A 17,206-nucleotide genomic window follows, 5' to 3' on the forward strand; every position below is an offset into this window, starting at 1 on the left:
TCATAGGAAATAGTGTTCCTACACCTCCTCCTCGTGTTAAAATAAAAAAAGTATTTTACTGAGGAGGATATTATGAAACGAAACCAGCGTTATGAATCAAGACTAGAAAAACGAAAACAAAATCGTTTTTTAAACATAGCAATCGGGTTAGTTGTTTTGCTGATTGTTGTTGTTGCATTTAATCTTTTCTCAGGCGATGAAAACGAAACAGCTTCAACGAACAAAGCTAATTCTGAAGAAACAACAGAAAGTAACGAATCCAATAACAGTTCAATTGAGATGGAAACGGGTGATTCAAAGAAAAAACCTGATGATGAAAATTCTGAGTCTCAGGATAATGAAGAATCAGCTGAAGATAAAGACGTAGCAGATGAAGAAGCAACAGAAGAAGAAAAGACAGAATCAGAAACGCCTGAAGGTGGAGGTCCTGAAGGTCCATGGCAACCAATCGGAACTTCGCAAACAGAACCTCACACGAAGACGTATGACGATGGTTCACAAGACTGGAACGAGATGGTCCAAGCTCTTTCTTATGCGACCAGCATTCCCCAAGATCAGATGACCATTTTTTGGTTAGGAAATGGTGGAGGTCCCGATCTTTCAAAAGGAACTGTACAGTCTAAAGCTGACGGTAAAAAATATGATGTTATGCTTCAATGGATTCCTGAAAAAGGATGGCAGCCAACGAGTGTAACACCAGTTCAATAACGCGAGAAAAAACAACTTGTTCTTAGTAGCAGGTTGTTTTTTTTATGTTTAAAAACAATCTATACATAAATGTTTGACGAGCAGAATCTGCAAAGATAAGGTACGAAAAAGTTTAGGAACAATAATCTATATATCAAAAGAAGTAAAACGTTAACGAAGATTGAAGATAAATTAAACTTCTATTACTGACTGATCGCTCTGTTGTTAAACAACGGTACCTTTCTCTATTATTTGCCAATAGAAAAAGATATTTCATTTGAAAATTTTTAGTAATTATGATAATTTGGAACCTGTAAGATTTTAATTCATAGTATATTGATAGGAATTATATAAATTAAAAGGTGAGTGTGAAAAATGGGACGAGAATTTATTGATCTGTTTGATGAGTGGTCTTCCTCTTATGACGAAACAGTGTCAGGAAATGATCAGGAATATAAGGAAGTTTTTCATAAATATGATGAAATATTAGAAGCAGTTGTTCAGCGTTCAGGAAGTGTTGTCTTGGAGTTCGGAGTTGGAACGGGTAACTTAAGCGAGAAGCTACTTAGAAGCGGTAAACAAGTGATCGGTATTGAGCCCTCAAAAGGGATGCGCGAAAAAGCTTCTGACCGTCATCCGGATCTAACACTTTACGATGGTGACTTTTTATCTTTTCCAAAGCTCGATCATGGGATTGATACGATAGTAAGCACTTATGCGTTCCACCACCTAACAGACGAAGAAAAGGATCTTGCAATCGGACAGTATAGCCAGCTCCTTAAAAAGAATGGTAAAATTGTGTTTGCAGATACCGCTTATCTTCACGAAGATGATAAAAAAGAGCGTCATGAAAAAGTAAGAGCTCAAGGTTTTCTTAACTTGTTAAAAGATTTGCAGACTGAGTATTATACAACGCTTGGAGTACTAGAAGATCTATTTAAGAAACATGATTTTGAGGTCTCGTTCAAAAAACTTAATGAGTATGTCTGGCTGATGGAAGCGGTAAAAAAATAGACATTGGAGAATATTATGAAGCGAATTGGAATTATCGGTGCAATGGAAGAAGAAGTTGTTCTATTGAGAGAGCAATTAGAAGGCCTTGAAGAAAAAAAACTTGCAGGTTGTGAGTTTTACAAAGGTTCACTAAACGGTCAAGAAATCGTGTTATTAAAATCAGGAATCGGAAAAGTGAACGCAGCGATCGGGACGACGTTATTGATTCAACTTTATGAACCAGATGTAATCTTGAACACGGGATCTGCTGGAGGTTTTCATTCAGATCTAAACGTAGGGGATGTTGTCATCTCAACTGATGTACGTCATCATGATGTAGATGCAACGATCTTTGGTTATGAGCACGGTCAAGTACCACAGATGCCGCCAAACTATCTTCCTGACGAAAAACTCGTGAATGCAGCTGAGAGAGCTGGAGCGAGAGTGGAAAACATCCAAGTTGCAAAAGGTTTGATCGCTTCAGGAGATTCGTTTATGAGTGACCATGCTAGGGTAGAAGATATCAAAGCCAAGTTTCCAACTCTATATGCAGCTGAGATGGAAGCGGCAGCTATCGCTCAAACGTGTTATCAATTTAAAGTTCCTTTTGTGATTATCCGTTCTTTATCAGATATTGCAGGAAAAGATGCACGTGTTTCTTATGACCAATTTTTACAAACAGCATCTAAAAATTCAGCAGAATTAGTACAAAAAATCGTAGAGGAGCTGAAATCATTATGACAAAGAAAATGAATGTAGAAAGCTTTAACCTTGATCATACAAAAGTAGTCGCGCCTTATATCCGTTTAGCAGGTACAACAACAGGTGCCAACGGAGATATTATCCATAAGTATGACATCCGCTTTTGTCAGCCGAACAAAGATCATATGCCGATGGAAGGACTTCATTCTATTGAACATTTGATGGCAGAAAACATTCGTAATCACCATTCCACTGTAGTAGATATTAGTCCCATGGGTTGTCAGACTGGTTTTTATCTATCTGTGATCAACCATGATAATTATGACGAGATTTTAGATGTTCTAGAAAAGACGTTGAACGATGTATTAGAAGCGACTGAAGTACCTGCATGTAATGAAGTTCAGTGTGGTTGGGCAGCTAACCACAGTCTTGAAGGTGCGAAAGAGATCGCGCGCAAGATGCTTGCTAAAAAAGACGAGTGGCATATTGTTTTCGGAGAATAGAGGACGATTACAATGAAATACTTTAAAAACGTGCATGAGATGATTGGTAATACACCTCTTATGGAGATTACTCAGTTTCCACTGCCAGAAGGTGTTCGTTTATTTGCAAAATTAGAATTCATGAATCCTGGAGGAAGTGTGAAAGATCGCCTTGGTATGGAACTGCTAGATGCAGCCCTTTCCAAAGGTAATCTTGTGCAAGGTGGAACGATCATCGAACCTACAGCAGGGAACACAGGGATCGGTCTTGCCCTTGCTGCAATCAATAAGGGAATCAACGTAACTTTTGTTATTCCAGAAAAATTTAGTATAGAAAAGCAAGAGCTTATGAAAGCATTGGGTGCGACCATCGTTCATACCCCTACCGCAGAAGGAATGAAAGGAGCGATCAAAAGAACGAAGGAATTGCTGAATGAGATTCCGAATTCTTTTTCTCCTTCTCAATTTTCTAATCCGGATAATCCAAACACATACTATAAAACATTAGGTCCAGAAATCTGGGATGCTCTTGATGGTCATGTAGATGTTTTTGTAGCCGGAGCGGGTACAGGTGGTACGTTCATGGGTACAGCTCGCTACTTAAAAGAAAAGAACGAAAGCGTGAAGACTGTTATTGTTGAACCTGAAGGCTCTATTCTTAATGGTGGTGAATCTGGACCTCATAAAACAGAAGGTATCGGTATGGAATTTTTGCCAGGTTATATGGATTCATCCTATTTCAACAGCATCCATACGGTAACAGATGTTGATGCATTCCAAAGAGTCGCAGAACTAGCCAAAAAAGAAGGTCTTCTTGTCGGAAGTTCTTCAGGAGCAGCGTTGCACGCAGCTCTCATTGAAGCTCAAGCAGCACAACCGGGACAAAATATTGTCACGATATTTGCTGACAGCTCAGAGCGCTATTTAAGCAAGAAAATTTATGAAGGAGGCATCTGATTATGAAACGTAAAACTAAATTGATCCATGGAGGCATTCCTTCTGATAAAACAACAGGAGCTGTGTCTTTTCCTATCTATCAAGTAAGCACATACAAGCAAGAAGATGTAGGAGTGCATAGTGGATTTGAATATTCTCGTACAGGAAACCCTACACGACATGCGTTAGAAGAACTGATCAAGGACTTAGAAGGAGGCAAACGTGGATTTGCCTTTGGTTCAGGTATGGCTGCTATCACAGCCGTTATGATGCTGTTTGATTCTGGTGATCATGTTATTTTAACAGATGATGTATACGGTGGTACTTATCGTGTGATGACAAAGGTCTTGAATCGTCTTGGAATCGATTCAACGTTTGTGGATACAACGGACATCGAACAGATCGAAGCCGCATTAAAGCCGAACACAAAAGCGGTCTATGTAGAAACACCAACAAATCCGCTATTAAAGGTTACAGACATTGAAGCTGTAGCTTCTTGGGCAAAAGCGAAAAATCTTCTGTTCATGGTGGATAATACGTTTAATACTCCATACTGGCAGAATCCGATCGAATTAGGGGCAGATATTGTTCTTCACTCTGCAACGAAATATATCGGCGGCCATAGTGACGTTGTAGCGGGTCTAGTCGTGGTAAACGACGAAAAGCTAGGGGAAGATCTGCATTTTGTACAAAACTCAACAGGCGGCGTTCTAGGGCCTCAAGATTCATGGTTGCTCATTCGCGGTATCAAAACACTTGGGTTGCGTATGGAAGCTCACGAAAACAATACGAAAAAAATAGTTGAATTTCTAAAATCTCATTCAGCTGTCGAAAAAATTTATTACCCAGGACTAGAAGATCACCCTCAGCACGAGATTGCGAAAAAGCAATCTGGTGGATTTGGTGGTATGGTATCTTTTGATGTTGGATCACAAGAAAATGCAGATGCACTTTTGAAAAAGGTAAAATACTTCACGCTTGCAGAAAGCTTAGGAGCCGTTGAAAGTCTGATCTCCGTTCCAGCTCGTATGACACATGCATCTATTCCCGCAGAACGCAGAGCAGAACTAGGAATCACTGATGGTTTAGTCCGTATCTCTGTTGGTATTGAAGATGCTGACGATTTGATCGATGATCTAAAAAATGCTTTAAGTTAAATGAAGAATACCCAAAGGAAAGAACAAGTGCTTTAACAGGCACTTGTTCTTTTATTTGTGTTGATTTATTGAGCCTATTAGGTGACTATCATCTCTCGGTCAGAGTGTGACATGAAAAAGCGTCGAAGTGCATAGGTGAGGGGTATAAGATACGTGGTGATTGTCGAAATATGTAAACTCGCCAATATATGATGAAAACTCGCTGAATTAAGTCTAAAACTCGCCGGATTAACTCCAAAATTTCCAGGAATAATTCCTAAATATCCTGAATTATCACTTCAAATACCCCGTTAGGTATATACTACTAACAGTTTCAAGACACCTCATGAACCTTTTTTGCCCCTAATTAATAAAAGATAAATTCATCTTCAAATTAAGGCGTACGATCCAAATTTTTGATCACAATTTAGACAAAATTACTTCACGCTTTTGTCAAAATCTACTTGGTAGACCCTACTCTTACCTATGTTATCCTTGATATAGAGATTAGGAGTAGGAGGTAGACACCGCTATGAAAAACAATGCTGAATTCATTAAAAAGAAAATCGCTGACTACCAGCGCTTCGGATTTATTTTATTGGCTGTTAGCACGTTCTTTTATATAGGACTAGTACTTCCTGTTGAAGACAAAAACTTTGTTCAATCCATCACATTAGGTATTGCTTCTACTACATGCTTGGGATTCACTGCACTTATGTATAATGTTGTTAGAAAGTGCAAAACACAATTACAAGAATTAAGTGAATAAACCTTATAAATAATTTCACGTACCGTCCTTTATGTAGGGGCGGTTTTTTTTTATGTCCATAAATAGAATATTGAAAGAAAGCGATTCCGCAAACTACTCAGATTATTTGACTTACAAAGCTTAATTCTCCAGACTTTCATAAGTTCAATTAGATAGTTTATTACGCTAGACCAATTGGGTATGGATACAGAACGGCCGATGAAGGTCATAATAAGTTTTAACAATCTAAATTAGAGAAAGAAGTGGAGTAAGTGGGTATCATCTGGGCACTTATTACAGCAGTCTGCTGGGGAAGTATCGTCTTAGTGAGTGAAAAACTAGGTGGAGATTTTCACAGTCAAACATTTGGAATGACTCTAGGAGCTCTGTTGTTTTCAATTGTAGCATTTTTTATCGTTCAGCCTGATTTTGACATCACAGTGTTTGCGGTCGGTATCGTATCAGGAATCTTCTGGGTAGTCGGACAGCGAAACCAATTTGCTAGTGTTGATTATTTAGGGGTTTCTAAGATCGTTCCTCTCTCAACAGGCATGCAGTTGTTCGGAACAACATTGTTTGGCGTTATCGTTTTTCATGAATGGAAAACAACAACAGAAATCATTATCGGAATCATTGCAATCTGTGCAATTATAGCTGGCGCATTATTAACATCAAGAAGGAGTGAACAAGGTGACCAAAAAGACAAACAAAACTTGAAAAAAGGGCTCACCATCCTTTTAATATCAACGATTGGGTATGTTACATACGTCGTTATCATCAGATGGTTTGAAGTAAACGGTTGGCAAGCTATATTACCACAAGCAGTAGGAATGTTTATAGGAGCGCTCGTCTTATCTTTTAGACATAAGCCTTTCAATAAGTATTCCGTCCGTAATATATTAACAGGACTAATTTGGAGCACAGGTAATCTTACCTTATTGCTATCGTTGCCTCTGATCGGAATCGCGACTAGCTTCTCGCTTTCACAGACGGGTATCATCATATCAACGCTCGGAGGAATCTTTTTATTAGGTGAAAAAAGAAGTAAGAAAGAAATCATCTGGGTGATCTCAGGCTGTGTGCTTATCATAGCGGGTGGCGTCATGTTAGGATTTACAAAATCATAGAGGAGATGAACAGTATGTATCCAGATTTAAAAGGGAAAACAGTTATTATTACAGGGGCAGCCACAGGTATTGGTAAGGCTTGTGCACTAAGATTTGGAAAAGAAGAAGCTAATGTTGTCATAAATTTTCATTCAGATAAACAAGTGAATGAAACAGAAGAAATGATTAAGGAAATAAAGAATAGCGGTGGAAATGCAATTGCTGTTCAAGGTGATGTAACAAAAGAAAGTGACATCAAACATCTTATTGAAAAAGCAATCCAAGAGTTTGGCTCGCTAGATATTATAATTAACAACGCTGGTATTGAAAATGAAGTTCCATCCCATGAGCTCACGTTGGAGGATTGGAACAAAGTTATATCTACGAATTTAACGGGGCAGTTTTTAGGATGCAGAGAAGCGATCGACTACTTCCTAGAGCATGATATCAAAGGCGCTATAATTAATATGTCGAGTGTACATGAGATCATTCCATGGCCACATTTTGTGCATTACGCAGCAAGCAAAGGCGGAATTAAGTTAATGACCCAAACGCTCGCACTTGAATATGCTCCTAAGCGAATCAGAATAAACAGCATTGCGCCAGGTGCGATCAATACACCGATCAATGCTGAAAAGTTTTCTGATCCAAAACAAAAAGAGGGTGTTTTAAAGTTAATCCCTATGGGCTATATCGGAGAGCCGGAGGAAATCGCAGCGACTGCAGTTTGGCTAGCTTCAAACCAAGCAAGTTATGTCACAGGTCTAACGCTGATTGCTGATGGCGGAATGACATTATATCCAGGGTTTCAGGCTGGAAAAGGGTAAAAGAAAAAGTCCACTTTTGTAAAAAAGTGGACTTTTCACGTTTTATAAAAGGATTCCAGCTAAAGTACCTACACAAAGTAGAATACCAAAAGCCATATGAAGTAGTGCGGTTAAACCAAGTGCTTTATTTAATTCTTTGGCATCCCATGTGGATATCGCAATCTTTAACCCTTTTAATGCGATAGGAAGAGTGATCGCAGCAATAAGGCTCCAAAGCGGGAGGATGTTTAAGAATATAAGAGCTAATAAACTTACATACGCACCAAGCATTAAGACATAATATTCTAATCGTGATGCTTTTCTTCCAATCAATCCAGCAACAGTTGTTTTGCCGATCTGCTTATCTGTATCGAAGTCACGGAGGTTGTTAGCATGTAAGATAGCCATAACAAGAAGAGCGTTTGGGATAGCCGCTAAAAAGATTTCTGTGTTTAGAGTTAGTGTTTGTGTGTAGAACGAACCAACAACTGCGAGAACACCTAGCGTACTTCCAGATGCGATCTCACCTAATCCGTTGTAAGCAAGAGCATAACGAGTAGCTGTGTAAAAGTAGCCTACAAGTAATGATGGAATCCCGAAATAAAGAACAACAGGGCCGGTAAGTGCCGTTAGAATAAGTCCAACGATAATACTTAACCCAAAGAAAATAAGTCCTGTGATATATACTTGGCGAGGAGTCATCTCTTTACGGTCTATTACACCTGATGGGCTCAACGAACCAGGAATATCCGCACCTTTAACATGATCGAAATAGTCGTTCACTAAGTTTGTTCCGCACTGAAGGAAAACAGCACCAATAAGTGTTAGAAAGAAAGTAGTCCATTGAATGTTTGTCCACTGCAATGCAAGAATTGTCCCGAATATGACGGGAATGACAGAAGCTGTTAATGAAAAAGGTCGGGTCGAAGCAAATATGACCTTAGGATGTATCATTTGTGTTTCCCCCTTTACATTAATAATTATAGTAAAAGTTTGTGAAAGTGTACACATAATTGTCTTATAAAGGGATTGCCTATTTATAGAAAACCTCTACTATTTTTGTGAACTTTCCATTTTACGAGCATATACTTATCTAGGATAAAAAAAGCTTTACACAACTTGGTAAATAGTGTAAGGTTTTCTAAGTAAAGTAAATTTAAAAAAGGAGGTTGAACACAATGATGATGTACATGAATACGATCTACCAACTGAATAAGTCTTTACGTTCGACCGCCACTCAGAGCAGTATGTCTATTTAACTTATTTTAAAAGACACCGCAGGTCGAATGCCTGCGGTTTTTTTGTGTGCTTTTTTAACACCGCAGAGGTTATCTGCGGTGTTTTTTTATACAACTTAAAGGAGGAGACGAAAATGATAATGATTGGAATAACACTGCTGACTTGGCTATTAACGGAGAAAGATTCAACCTGAGGGAAAAAATACGAATGAAACGAAGGAGCTAATAAAGATATGTTTACACTACATTTATTTTTTGTAACAATAACCTTTTCTATTAAGAGGAACAGCCGATCTGATGAGCTTTATGCTCGTGATATGGAAGTTAGAAAACTTTATGATCGTGCTAAAGAAAAGGCCACTTATAATTTGTCTTCATGGATGTAGAAAAGTAGCGCGTGCCGAATCGGCATGCGCTATTCTTTTATACAAGAAGGCAAGAAATAGGATAGGTTATCGGTTATCGCGTTTCCAATACGATATCCAAAAGCGCTTGGTTTTCCGTTAATGATAAATGTTCCTGTCATTCGGTAGCCTTCTTGAACACCTTTATGAGATTGGAAAGTCATCTTAGGAAGTGACACATGCTTTTGATAAACACTTACATAGTTGTCATAACTCTTGTGCTTGTCTTGATCGATGATGCTGCCGTTACCATCAAATATACGAACCGTATCTCCTTCTCTACCAAAGACAGGCTTTTGAACATACTTATCTTTGTTTTTTAAAAACGTGTCGGGTTCAAGGTAAGTAGGTAAAAAATAACGTTCGATCCATTCGTGTTCCTCACTTGAAAAGTAAGGAGATCGTTCTTCATGTAATCCCCAGATGACGGCTAAAATGGCTTTGCTTTGTAATAAAAAGGCTGATGGAGGATTAATAATCGCCAATTTGTTTTGAACCACAAGTTCTGTTAACTGTAACCCTATATGCTCGTTCGTCATTTTATCTACATCTTGAATAAGAAGCTCGATCGGAAATGTCTGCCTATATAAAACATCTATTCTTTTTCCTTTCTGATCGAATAAACCGATTCCCTTTTTTATGACCAATTCTTCCAACGGTACAAACTGAGAGGGGAAGCCAGAAAGATCTTTTAGATATAAGACAGTTTGTTTGTCTTCGATATTTTCATCATGAGCGGTAAAGACAATATTTGGTGCATGCTTCGTCTTTAGGTGTCGATATGCACTTAAGATGGAGGAGCGTATAGCGCTTTTTAATTGCTTCTCTTTGTTTTCGTTAGGATCGTAATATCCGTGATGCTTACAGATCAATCCGTTCACCTTAAAACATTCATAAATAAATGTGGGAGTATCGCTGTTAAACTCCATTATTTTGTGTCCTTCTGGTGTCTCAATTGAGTCAATCCTGCCAATTACCGTTTTAGCTAATGGCATTTGATAGCGAAGAAACGAATTAAGAACCTCTGGGAAACCTAGAAGCTGTAAGATATCATCATCAATATTTTTAGATTGCAGAAGGGAAGCAGTCTTAAATAGTATATGACCACCTCTTTCGCCAAGAAGTTTCGCATCTTTTACAGCGTCTTCTGAAATTTCAGCTGGTTCGTATAGAGCATATTCTTGGCCATACATATCCGCCCAAAATTCAGGTAGCTGATTATAAAATTTTTGTCTATTATCTATATAGGTCATGCGTGAAATTACCTCCAAAACAAACATATAAAACTGTAAACTGGTATGATTAACATAACAAATTATAAAAAGGATGAAAATAATGGAACTAACTTATTTTATCGAAAAAGATAACGAATATGAAGCTTTCTTAACGTATAAGATTCCAGAAAACATGCATAACGATGAAAAATATGCACGGCAGCTCTGTGAATTCTTTGTAACAGGGGGAAAAGAGTATGAGCTACAATCGAATGAGATGAAAGGTAGCGAGGAAATCTTAATCGTAAAGGAAGTAGGAGAAGCTCGACGATTTAATGAGGAAGCGAGTTACAAAGGACGAGGGATATTTTTAGAATTCCGCTCTTATAATTCTTCAGGAGATATGCCAGTACTACATACACAAGCTTTAAATAGCCATTGGGATGTTATACGATATTTGTTAAAAGACGTAGTGGATATACCGGGAAAAGGACAATATTTACGCGATTCAGCTGAAATAGATGAAGACCGTGCTGTTTACGTGATGTATGTTGGAGATAAAATTTAAGCATGTGGCAGATGCCACATGCTTTTTCTTTCCTTAATATGTAAGACATTGAGCGATAACCCAACCAACAGAAACACTTAAAAACATAACAAGAAGACCAACCGCTTTATTATCTGCATCGATCGCTTTTGAGATGCTTGAACGAATTGCCAGGTGTTCTGCAACAAATAAAGCTACGATTTGTGCGATGATTCCGACTGATCCCCAAATCAGCAAATCAACAATGCTCAATGAATTTGCAATCGATGATCCAATGACAAAAGCAAGACCAAAAAGTCGTCCGCCAAGTGATAAAGCCGCAGCGCAATTTCCTTTAGAGATTAATTGAAGTTCTTTCGTTTTTGTTGTTAATTCAAATATAATGAAGCCGACAAAAAGTAATCCAAGCCCTGTTGCAGCATAAAGGGCAAAATTAAGAAATAGGTTTTCCATCTTTACAACTCCTTATAATTTATCCGCCAAATCCTTTACTTCCTCCGAAGCCAGATCCACCGCCTTTGAAACTCGAACTACTTTTGTAGGATTTATAAGCAGAACTTTTTAATAAGCTGCTCTTTCCTTTGTAGTAACTTCCACCATGGTAATAATGACCGAAATAGCGAGAGCCGGGATCATCACATTCGTACACTCCGTCCTCTTCATCCCACTCCCAATCTTGGCATTCAGTATCAGTTGGTTCTGGTGGGATATCTTGCGCTTGATCGTTACAACCTGAGAGCATAACTGCAACAGATGCAGAGGATACACCTGCAATAAGCTTTTTTGTTTTATTCATATCTTCACCTCATTCCATGCTCCATTATAGTATGGATCACTCCTTAATTGAACCATTTATTTCTAGTACGATTGAAAAAACAAAAAGGTTCCCTGGTTTTTAAAACTGTACAGACACACCCAAGCCCAGCATCGCATAATGTTAAGGGAATAGAGAATTGTCTTGGAGGTGCTGTCATGTCTTTAGTAGGTGTGTTGGCTTACTTTTTTAAGGAAGTTATGCTTTTTGTATCATACGTAAAAAATAACGCTTTTCCCCAGCCCCTGTCTGAAAATGAAGAAAAGCAGTACTTAAAAGAGATGGCGGAAGGAAATGAACATGCAAGAGCCATGTTGATCGAGCATAACTTAAGGCTTGTTGCACATATCGTGAAAAAATTTGAAAACACAGGTGAAGACACGGAAGACTTAATATCAATAGGCACGATCGGACTGATAAAAGCTATTGAGAGTTACTCGAGAGGAAAGGGTACAAAGCTTGCAACGTATGCAGCCCGGTGTATAGAGAACGAGATCTTAATGCATTTAAGAGCTCTAAAGAAAACAAAGAAAGATGTTTCCCTTCATGACCCGATTGGGACGGACAAAGAAGGAAATGAGATCACATTGATAGATGTGTTGAAAGCGGAAACAGAAGATGTTGTTGATGCCATCCAATTAAAGATGCAGAAAAAGAAAATTTACGATTACATTCATGTATTAGATGACCGGGAGAAAGAAGTGATCGTAGGACGTTTTGGACTCGATCTTCAAAAAGAAAAAACACAGCGTGAGATCGCCAAACAGCTAGGAATTTCTAGAAGTTATGTCTCAAGGATCGAGAAGCGAGCGCTCATGAAGCTATTTCATGAATTTTACCGCAGCCGCCAGCAATCAGAACGATAAATACTTATCTCTAAGAAGACTGGTAACAATTACAGTCTTTTTATTTTTTTAATCGGACAAACTAAAAAAAAAAAGGAGTTTTTTATATATGGCAAGAAGAAAACGTCAGCCTATCGTTCCAGAAGCTAGAGAAGGGCTCGATCGGTTAAAAGCAAAAGTGATGAGAGAAGCAGGTTATAACGTATCAGATCAGTCGCCAGATGATGTGAAGTATGAAGTAGCAAGAGACATGGGTGTGAACTTACAAAAAGGGTATAACGGCACGATCACTTCAAAAGACGCCGGAAAAGTAGGCGGACAGATTGGTGGAAGAATGGTAAAGGAACTTATTCAGCAAGCAAAAGCGAATTTAGGCAAGCAAGTACGATAACTTGGTGTTTAGATATACAAAATAGGGAATAGAATAGGTAAAAAACCAGGAGGGGTTCTTATGCAAGATGCTGTACTATATGGATCATTCGTAGTAATGCTGGCTTATTTTGTCTATGTTTCAATCGCTGAATAAAGTGTAATGAGTTCTCCTTGCTTAGGAGAACTTATTTTTATGTTTAAGATCCATTATTGAACTTATTTCTATTTTCGATGTAAAAAATAAATCAGAAAAATAAACTTCATAGTCGATTTTTGTTTGAATATTTTTTATAATAAGAAAAGAGTGGAAATATGTACATATGGGGGAGAAATAATGTTATTACAAGATTTAAGACAAACATGGGAACTTGATTCCGTTTTTCCTGGTGGTAGTGAATCTAAAGAATTAATAGCTGAAATAAATTGGACGGAGAACGAAGCGAAAGAATTAGCAAAAAAAGCAGATTCCTTCACGTTTTCAAACGAAAATTTCTTATCATTGATCAAAGAGCTTCAAAGTTTTTCTGAAAGATTATCGACTGCAGGAGCTTTTGTTGGCTGTTTGATCGCTCAAGATGTAAAAGACAAGAAGGCCATGTCTCTTCGAGGTAGATTAGAATCGGTATACGCAGCATTCTCTAACGTGGGTTCAGTTATCGATCAAAAGTTAATGGATATCTCTGAAGATGCATGGAAAGATCTAATGAGTCTTCCTGAGTACGAACATATTGCGTTCTCTTTAAATGAGAGAAGAATGAATGCAAAAGAAAAGCTTGGTATCTCAGAAGAATCCTTGATCAATGATCTAGCTGTAGACGGCTATCATGCTTGGTCAACGTTATACGACCTAGTGGTTGGTAGAATATCAATCAAAGTTAAGATCGATGGAAAAGAAGAAGAACTCTCTGTAGGGCAAGCGGAGAATAAATTTTCAAGTCCTGACCGTAAAGTGAGAAAAGATACGTTCGAAAAATTTGCTCAAGCTTGGGATCATGAAGGTGAGTTCTGTGCAGCGTCACTAAATCACATCGCAGGATTTAGAAACGAGATTTACAAGCACAGAGGCTGGGAAGAAACATTAAAAGAGCCGCTCGCGATCAATCGCATGAAGGAAGAGACTCTTTTTGCGATGTGGAACGCCATCACTTCTCAAAAAGAGATCTTCGTTAAATACTTAGATCGAAAAGCAAAACTCTTAGGTCTAGATAAACTAAGCTGGTATGATGTTGATGCACCATTATCCTCTGCAAATAGCAAGATGAGCTATGACGAAGCTGCTCAGTTTATCGTAGAGCATTTCCGAACGCTCGCACCTAAGATGGCTGATTTCTCTGAAAAGGCATTCGTGGACGGATGGATTGAAGCAGAAGATCGTTCTGGAAAAAGACCAGGAGGATTTTGTACGGGGTTTCCAACAAAGAAAGAGACAAGGATTTTTATGACGTTCTCTGGAACTCCAAGCAACGTTTCAACGTTAGCACATGAGCTTGGTCATGCGTTCCATACGGATGTGTTAAAAGAGATGCCTTACTATGCAACGAACTATGCGATGAACGTAGCTGAAACAGCTTCAACTTTTGCTGAGATGATCGTTGCTGATGCAGCTGTTTCCAACGCAAAAACGAAAGAAGAAAAAATTGCATTATTGGAAGATAAAGCTCAACGTTCTGTAGCATTCTTCATGAACATACACGCTCGTTTTCTGTTTGAAACGAGAATGTACGAAGAAAGAAAAGCGGGTCAATTATCAGTCGAACGTCTATGTGAACTGATGGAAGAAGCTCAAAAAGAAGCCTTTAACGGTGCACTCGATGAGTATCATCCTTATTTCTGGGCGTCTAAGCTTCATTTCTATATTACAGACGTACCATTCTATAACTTCCCGTATACATTCGGTTATCTGTTCTCTGCGGGAATCTATGCAAAAGCGAAAGAAGAAGGTCCTTCATTCGAAGAAAAATATATCGCACTTCTACAAGATACAGGAAAGATGGAAGTAGAAGAGCTCGCACAAAAACATCTTGGCATAGATGTAACAAAGCAAGACTTCTGGTTAAAAGGTATTGAGCTTGCTGCAGCTGATGTAGAAGAGTTTTTGGCATTAACAGAAGAATAAACATAAAAACGGCGGTTCCTTTAAGAGGAATTGCCGTTTTTTTTTTGAGTTTATGGAACATGGAAACTTTGGCTGTTATTGAGCATGAATTGTAAACCTATGCCCAATTGCATATGTAGCAAGGGGGGGATTGAATGGATTATTTGTATCGAAATTTGTCGACTCGCCTATACCTAATGGGATATTCGTTTATACAATGGAACGCAAAATAAAAAGCTTGGCAACATCATGCCAAGCTTTCTTAATAACCTAATATTCATCTTTTTTCAATCGTAATAGTGCTAATCATAAGTACAGATAATCCGAACGTCAAAAACATATAAAGAAATCCTGGTACTAGATCAACCGTCAGATAACCTGCAGCCATTAAACACCCGGCTAAAGTGATAGGCATACCTACAAATGAGCCGGTAAACTCTGTAATGTTAAACCGAGCTAAACGGATCGCACCGCAAACAATAAAGATAATGGTGAAAATCATGCCAGGCACACCAAACTGATGAAGTACGACTTGATAGATTAAAAATGCAGGTGCAATTCCAAATGAGATTAGGTCACAAAGAGAGTCTAATTGTTTCCCAAACTCGGATTCAATATTTAACTTTCGGGCTACCATTCCATCGAACCGATCAAACAAACCGGCTAAGAAGATTAAGATGAATCCTAATTTCAAATCTCCTGAGATCATAAATAATAAAGCTAAAGTTCCTAGTGATAAATTGATCAATGTTAAGAAGTTAGCGGTTTGTCCCTTCACTTTCTTAAACGTTGAATCAATACGCTCTCTTTCGAGCATGAACATACAATCACTCCTCAAACGGGTAACCGGCTAAAACGAAGTAAGTGTGCATCCTACAAAGAATAATTAATTATCCCCTTAAAAATAAACATATCCTTGTTCGTTGCTTAAAAGTATATACCCATTCTAATCATTATATGACAAGAAGAAGATGATTGATAGTACATATTCATTAAGGAGTGTTAGAGCTATTTTTCTTCTCAAGTTCATTGAATACCGTTTTTTCAGAAAGCGGCACCCCTGTTCTGTAAGCCGCTCTTGAAATCATATGCCCAGCTACTGGCGCAGTCATCAGAACGAAGAGAATCCCAAGTATTAATTTTCCACTAAACACATGCATCTCAGACAACACATAGATAAAAGACCCGATCAGAATTCCGGATACTCCTAATGTTGATGCTTTACTGGCAGCGTGAAGTCTTGAATAAACATCAGGAAAGCGGAGTACACCAAGTGTTCCTGAGAAAATAAAAAAGGTGCCAGCGATGAGGAAGAAGCTAATCACGATCTTGATCAATGATAACACCCTTTTCTAAAAATTTTGCAACTGCGACAGTCGCAATAAACGTCAATATTCCGATCAGCAAGATAATATCGTTCAGCTGAACGGTATCCAATATAATTGCCATGATACCAGTGATGGCGATTAAATTAATTCCGATCGTATCAAGTGCTACTACTCGATCTGGATTCGAAGGACCCGTTACCGCTCGATAGAGAAGAAGCAGAATCGAGATGGTCGTTACGAATAAACAAAGATGGACAACAACTGTAAACCAATCTGTCATCGTGTTACCTCCCTTATTGCTTTTTCAAAGGATTCCTTAATGCTAACAATTGTTTCGTTTACATCTGGAAGATCGAGCGCATGGATATAGATATAACGTTGGTCACGTGAGACATCTACAGAAAGCGTTCCAGGAGTTAAGGTGATCAAGTTAGCAAGTAAGGTAATCTCCCAATTTTTCTTAACATCAATCGGAAGTGCTAGTATCCCCGGTTGAAAATTAAGCCGTGGTTTATATACCCATTTTAAAACTTCAATATTAGCTAGTAGAAGTTCTTTTATGAATAGAAAGATTAGATAAAGAATCGCTCTCACATGTTTAAAATAGTACGAATCAGGAATGAATCGATTCAGCAAGTAGAGAAGTGCCGCCCCAATCACAAATCCAACTATAAAACTTGCGAAAGAGTAGCTCTCAGATAAAAACATCCAAATAACGCCGATCAGCAAATTTAGAATAAGTTGAAATGTCAT

At 38.3% G+C, this 17,206-nt stretch carries 22 protein-coding genes; 14 read left to right on the forward strand and 8 right to left on the reverse strand.

The features are described from left to right. Nucleotides 1-72 precede the first annotated feature (72 nt). The 9 genes from P4V41_RS06700 to P4V41_RS06740 all read left to right on the forward strand — a co-directional run bounded on the left by P4V41_RS06700 (nt 73) and on the right by P4V41_RS06740 (nt 7,617). Nucleotides 73-708 carry a YrrS family protein gene (locus P4V41_RS06700; protein WP_328084075.1) on the forward strand — a complete coding sequence of 212 codons (636 nt, stop codon included), beginning with the start codon at nt 73-75 and terminating at the stop codon, nt 706-708. A gap of 354 nt (nt 709-1,062) precedes the next feature. Beyond that, complete coding sequence (locus tag P4V41_RS06705) at nt 1,063-1,701, forward strand: class I SAM-dependent methyltransferase (protein WP_328084076.1); 639 nt, start codon at nt 1,063-1,065, stop codon at nt 1,699-1,701. Nucleotides 1,702-1,716: 15 nt separating this feature from the next. Next, a complete protein-coding gene (mtnN, locus tag P4V41_RS06710) occupies nt 1,717-2,421 on the forward strand; it encodes a 5'-methylthioadenosine/S-adenosylhomocysteine nucleosidase (RefSeq protein ID WP_328084077.1) in 705 nt (234 codons plus the stop codon). Further along, nucleotides 2,418-2,885: an S-ribosylhomocysteine lyase gene (locus tag P4V41_RS06715; protein ID WP_144698899.1), complete on the forward strand. Its 468-nt coding sequence runs from the start codon at nt 2,418-2,420 to the stop codon at nt 2,883-2,885. The genes mtnN and P4V41_RS06715 overlap by 4 nt, the downstream gene beginning before the upstream one ends. A 12-nt stretch (nt 2,886-2,897) precedes the next feature. Beyond that, nucleotides 2,898-3,821: a cysteine synthase family protein gene (locus P4V41_RS06720; protein WP_328084078.1), complete on the forward strand. Its 924-nt coding sequence runs from the start codon at nt 2,898-2,900 to the stop codon at nt 3,819-3,821. 2 nt (nt 3,822-3,823) lie between these two features. Next, the gene (locus P4V41_RS06725) at nt 3,824-4,957 is read left to right on the forward strand and encodes a bifunctional cystathionine gamma-lyase/homocysteine desulfhydrase (protein WP_328084079.1); all 1,134 of its coding nucleotides are present in this window, start codon (nt 3,824-3,826) and stop codon (nt 4,955-4,957) included. 511 nt (nt 4,958-5,468) lie between these two features. Beyond that, on the forward strand, nt 5,469-5,705 hold the full coding sequence (locus P4V41_RS06730; protein ID WP_328084080.1) for a YrhC family protein: 237 nt from the start codon (nt 5,469-5,471) through the stop codon (nt 5,703-5,705). Between the two features lie 251 nt (nt 5,706-5,956). After that, the gene (locus tag P4V41_RS06735; RefSeq protein WP_328084081.1) at nt 5,957-6,811 is read left to right on the forward strand and encodes a GRP family sugar transporter; all 855 of its coding nucleotides are present in this window, start codon (nt 5,957-5,959) and stop codon (nt 6,809-6,811) included. A gap of 14 nt (nt 6,812-6,825) precedes the next feature. Continuing rightward, nucleotides 6,826-7,617, forward strand: a complete 792-nt coding sequence (locus tag P4V41_RS06740; protein WP_328084082.1) for a glucose-1-dehydrogenase — start codon at nt 6,826-6,828, stop codon at nt 7,615-7,617. Between the two features lie 42 nt (nt 7,618-7,659). On the opposite strand, the gene menA is transcribed toward P4V41_RS06740, so the two are convergent. Further along, nucleotides 7,660-8,550: a 1,4-dihydroxy-2-naphthoate octaprenyltransferase gene (menA, locus tag P4V41_RS06745; protein ID WP_328084084.1), complete on the reverse strand. Its 891-nt coding sequence runs from the start codon at nt 8,548-8,550 to the stop codon at nt 7,660-7,662. Nucleotides 8,551-9,067: 517 nt separating this feature from the next. Between menA and P4V41_RS21655 the strand changes: the two genes are divergently transcribed. Beyond that, nucleotides 9,068-9,220: a YrzI family small protein gene (locus P4V41_RS21655; RefSeq protein WP_419181293.1), complete on the forward strand. Its 153-nt coding sequence runs from the start codon at nt 9,068-9,070 to the stop codon at nt 9,218-9,220. A 29-nt stretch (nt 9,221-9,249) separates the two neighbouring features. Here P4V41_RS21655 and P4V41_RS06750 read toward each other — a convergent pair whose 3' ends face one another. Further along, nucleotides 9,250-10,491 (reverse strand): glutathionylspermidine synthase family protein, encoded by a 1,242-nt coding sequence (locus tag P4V41_RS06750; protein ID WP_328084085.1) that lies wholly within the window; start codon nt 10,489-10,491, stop codon nt 9,250-9,252. 82 nt (nt 10,492-10,573) lie between these two features. Between P4V41_RS06750 and P4V41_RS06755 the strand changes: the two genes are divergently transcribed. Continuing rightward, complete coding sequence (locus P4V41_RS06755; RefSeq protein ID WP_328084086.1) at nt 10,574-11,020, forward strand: RNA helicase; 447 nt, start codon at nt 10,574-10,576, stop codon at nt 11,018-11,020. A gap of 33 nt (nt 11,021-11,053) precedes the next feature. On the opposite strand, the gene P4V41_RS06760 is transcribed toward P4V41_RS06755, so the two are convergent. Both P4V41_RS06760 and P4V41_RS06765 read right to left on the reverse strand, forming a co-directional pair. Next, nucleotides 11,054-11,452, reverse strand: a complete 399-nt coding sequence (locus P4V41_RS06760; protein WP_144698915.1) for a DUF350 domain-containing protein — start codon at nt 11,450-11,452, stop codon at nt 11,054-11,056. A 19-nt stretch (nt 11,453-11,471) separates the two neighbouring features. Next, nucleotides 11,472-11,795: an aminotransferase yhxA gene (locus P4V41_RS06765; RefSeq protein ID WP_328084087.1), complete on the reverse strand. Its 324-nt coding sequence runs from the start codon at nt 11,793-11,795 to the stop codon at nt 11,472-11,474. A 176-nt stretch (nt 11,796-11,971) separates the two neighbouring features. Here P4V41_RS06765 and sigK point away from each other — a divergent pair, with 176 nt between their 5' ends. The 3 genes from sigK (at nt 11,972) to P4V41_RS06780 (ending at nt 15,146) form a co-directional block, all read left to right on the forward strand. Then, a complete protein-coding gene (gene sigK / locus P4V41_RS06770; RefSeq protein ID WP_066237772.1) occupies nt 11,972-12,679 on the forward strand; it encodes an RNA polymerase sporulation sigma factor SigK in 708 nt (235 codons plus the stop codon). An 88-nt stretch (nt 12,680-12,767) separates the two neighbouring features. Further along, nucleotides 12,768-13,049, forward strand: a complete 282-nt coding sequence (locus P4V41_RS06775; RefSeq protein WP_197191426.1) for an alpha/beta-type small acid-soluble spore protein — start codon at nt 12,768-12,770, stop codon at nt 13,047-13,049. Nucleotides 13,050-13,364: 315 nt separating this feature from the next. Beyond that, nucleotides 13,365-15,146 carry a M3 family oligoendopeptidase gene (locus P4V41_RS06780; protein ID WP_328084090.1) on the forward strand — a complete coding sequence of 594 codons (1,782 nt, stop codon included), beginning with the start codon at nt 13,365-13,367 and terminating at the stop codon, nt 15,144-15,146. 256 nt (nt 15,147-15,402) lie between these two features. On the opposite strand, the gene pssA is transcribed toward P4V41_RS06780, so the two are convergent. From pssA to P4V41_RS06800, 4 genes are all read right to left on the reverse strand, one after another. Then, nucleotides 15,403-15,948, reverse strand: a complete 546-nt coding sequence (gene pssA / locus P4V41_RS06785) for a CDP-diacylglycerol--serine O-phosphatidyltransferase (RefSeq protein ID WP_328084092.1) — start codon at nt 15,946-15,948, stop codon at nt 15,403-15,405. A gap of 169 nt (nt 15,949-16,117) precedes the next feature. Continuing rightward, complete coding sequence (gene mnhG / locus P4V41_RS06790) at nt 16,118-16,471, reverse strand: monovalent cation/H(+) antiporter subunit G (protein ID WP_328084094.1); 354 nt, start codon at nt 16,469-16,471, stop codon at nt 16,118-16,120. Beyond that, nucleotides 16,443-16,733: a Na(+)/H(+) antiporter subunit F1 gene (locus tag P4V41_RS06795; protein WP_328084095.1), complete on the reverse strand. Its 291-nt coding sequence runs from the start codon at nt 16,731-16,733 to the stop codon at nt 16,443-16,445. The genes mnhG and P4V41_RS06795 overlap by 29 nt, the downstream gene beginning before the upstream one ends. Beyond that, nucleotides 16,730-17,206, reverse strand: coding sequence for a Na+/H+ antiporter subunit E (locus P4V41_RS06800; protein WP_328084096.1), 477 nt, complete (start codon nt 17,204-17,206; stop codon nt 16,730-16,732). The genes P4V41_RS06795 and P4V41_RS06800 overlap by 4 nt, the downstream gene beginning before the upstream one ends.

Source organism: Fictibacillus nanhaiensis, assembly GCF_036213205.1.
Taxonomy (GTDB): Bacteria; Bacillota; Bacilli; order Bacillales; family Fictibacillaceae; genus Fictibacillus; species Fictibacillus nanhaiensis_E.

Coding starts and splice junctions, on each gene's coding strand:
- P4V41_RS06700 (WP_328084075.1), top strand. CDS start 73: ATGAAACGAAACCAGCGTTATGAATCAAGACTAGAAAAACGAAAACAA.
- P4V41_RS06705 (WP_328084076.1), top strand. CDS start 1,063: ATGGGACGAGAATTTATTGATCTGTTTGATGAGTGGTCTTCCTCTTAT.
- mtnN (WP_328084077.1), top strand. CDS start 1,717: ATGAAGCGAATTGGAATTATCGGTGCAATGGAAGAAGAAGTTGTTCTA.
- P4V41_RS06715 (WP_144698899.1), top strand. CDS start 2,418: ATGACAAAGAAAATGAATGTAGAAAGCTTTAACCTTGATCATACAAAA.
- P4V41_RS06720 (WP_328084078.1), top strand. CDS start 2,898: ATGAAATACTTTAAAAACGTGCATGAGATGATTGGTAATACACCTCTT.
- P4V41_RS06725 (WP_328084079.1), top strand. CDS start 3,824: ATGAAACGTAAAACTAAATTGATCCATGGAGGCATTCCTTCTGATAAA.
- P4V41_RS06730 (WP_328084080.1), top strand. CDS start 5,469: ATGAAAAACAATGCTGAATTCATTAAAAAGAAAATCGCTGACTACCAG.
- P4V41_RS06740 (WP_328084082.1), top strand. CDS start 6,826: ATGTATCCAGATTTAAAAGGGAAAACAGTTATTATTACAGGGGCAGCC.
- menA (WP_328084084.1), bottom strand. CDS start 8,550: ATGATACATCCTAAGGTCATATTTGCTTCGACCCGACCTTTTTCATTA.
- P4V41_RS21655 (WP_419181293.1), top strand. CDS start 9,068: ATGTTTACACTACATTTATTTTTTGTAACAATAACCTTTTCTATTAAG.
- P4V41_RS06750 (WP_328084085.1), bottom strand. CDS start 10,491: ATGACCTATATAGATAATAGACAAAAATTTTATAATCAGCTACCTGAA.
- P4V41_RS06755 (WP_328084086.1), top strand. CDS start 10,574: ATGGAACTAACTTATTTTATCGAAAAAGATAACGAATATGAAGCTTTC.
- P4V41_RS06760 (WP_144698915.1), bottom strand. CDS start 11,452: ATGGAAAACCTATTTCTTAATTTTGCCCTTTATGCTGCAACAGGGCTT.
- P4V41_RS06765 (WP_328084087.1), bottom strand. CDS start 11,795: ATGAATAAAACAAAAAAGCTTATTGCAGGTGTATCCTCTGCATCTGTT.
- sigK (WP_066237772.1), top strand. CDS start 11,972: ATGTCTTTAGTAGGTGTGTTGGCTTACTTTTTTAAGGAAGTTATGCTT.
- P4V41_RS06775 (WP_197191426.1), top strand. CDS start 12,768: ATGGCAAGAAGAAAACGTCAGCCTATCGTTCCAGAAGCTAGAGAAGGG.
- P4V41_RS06780 (WP_328084090.1), top strand. CDS start 13,365: ATGTTATTACAAGATTTAAGACAAACATGGGAACTTGATTCCGTTTTT.
- pssA (WP_328084092.1), bottom strand. CDS start 15,948: ATGTTCATGCTCGAAAGAGAGCGTATTGATTCAACGTTTAAGAAAGTG.
- P4V41_RS06795 (WP_328084095.1), bottom strand. CDS start 16,733: ATGACAGATTGGTTTACAGTTGTTGTCCATCTTTGTTTATTCGTAACG.
- P4V41_RS06800 (WP_328084096.1), bottom strand. CDS start 17,206: ATGACATTTCAACTTATTCTAAATTTGCTGATCGGCGTTATTTGGATG.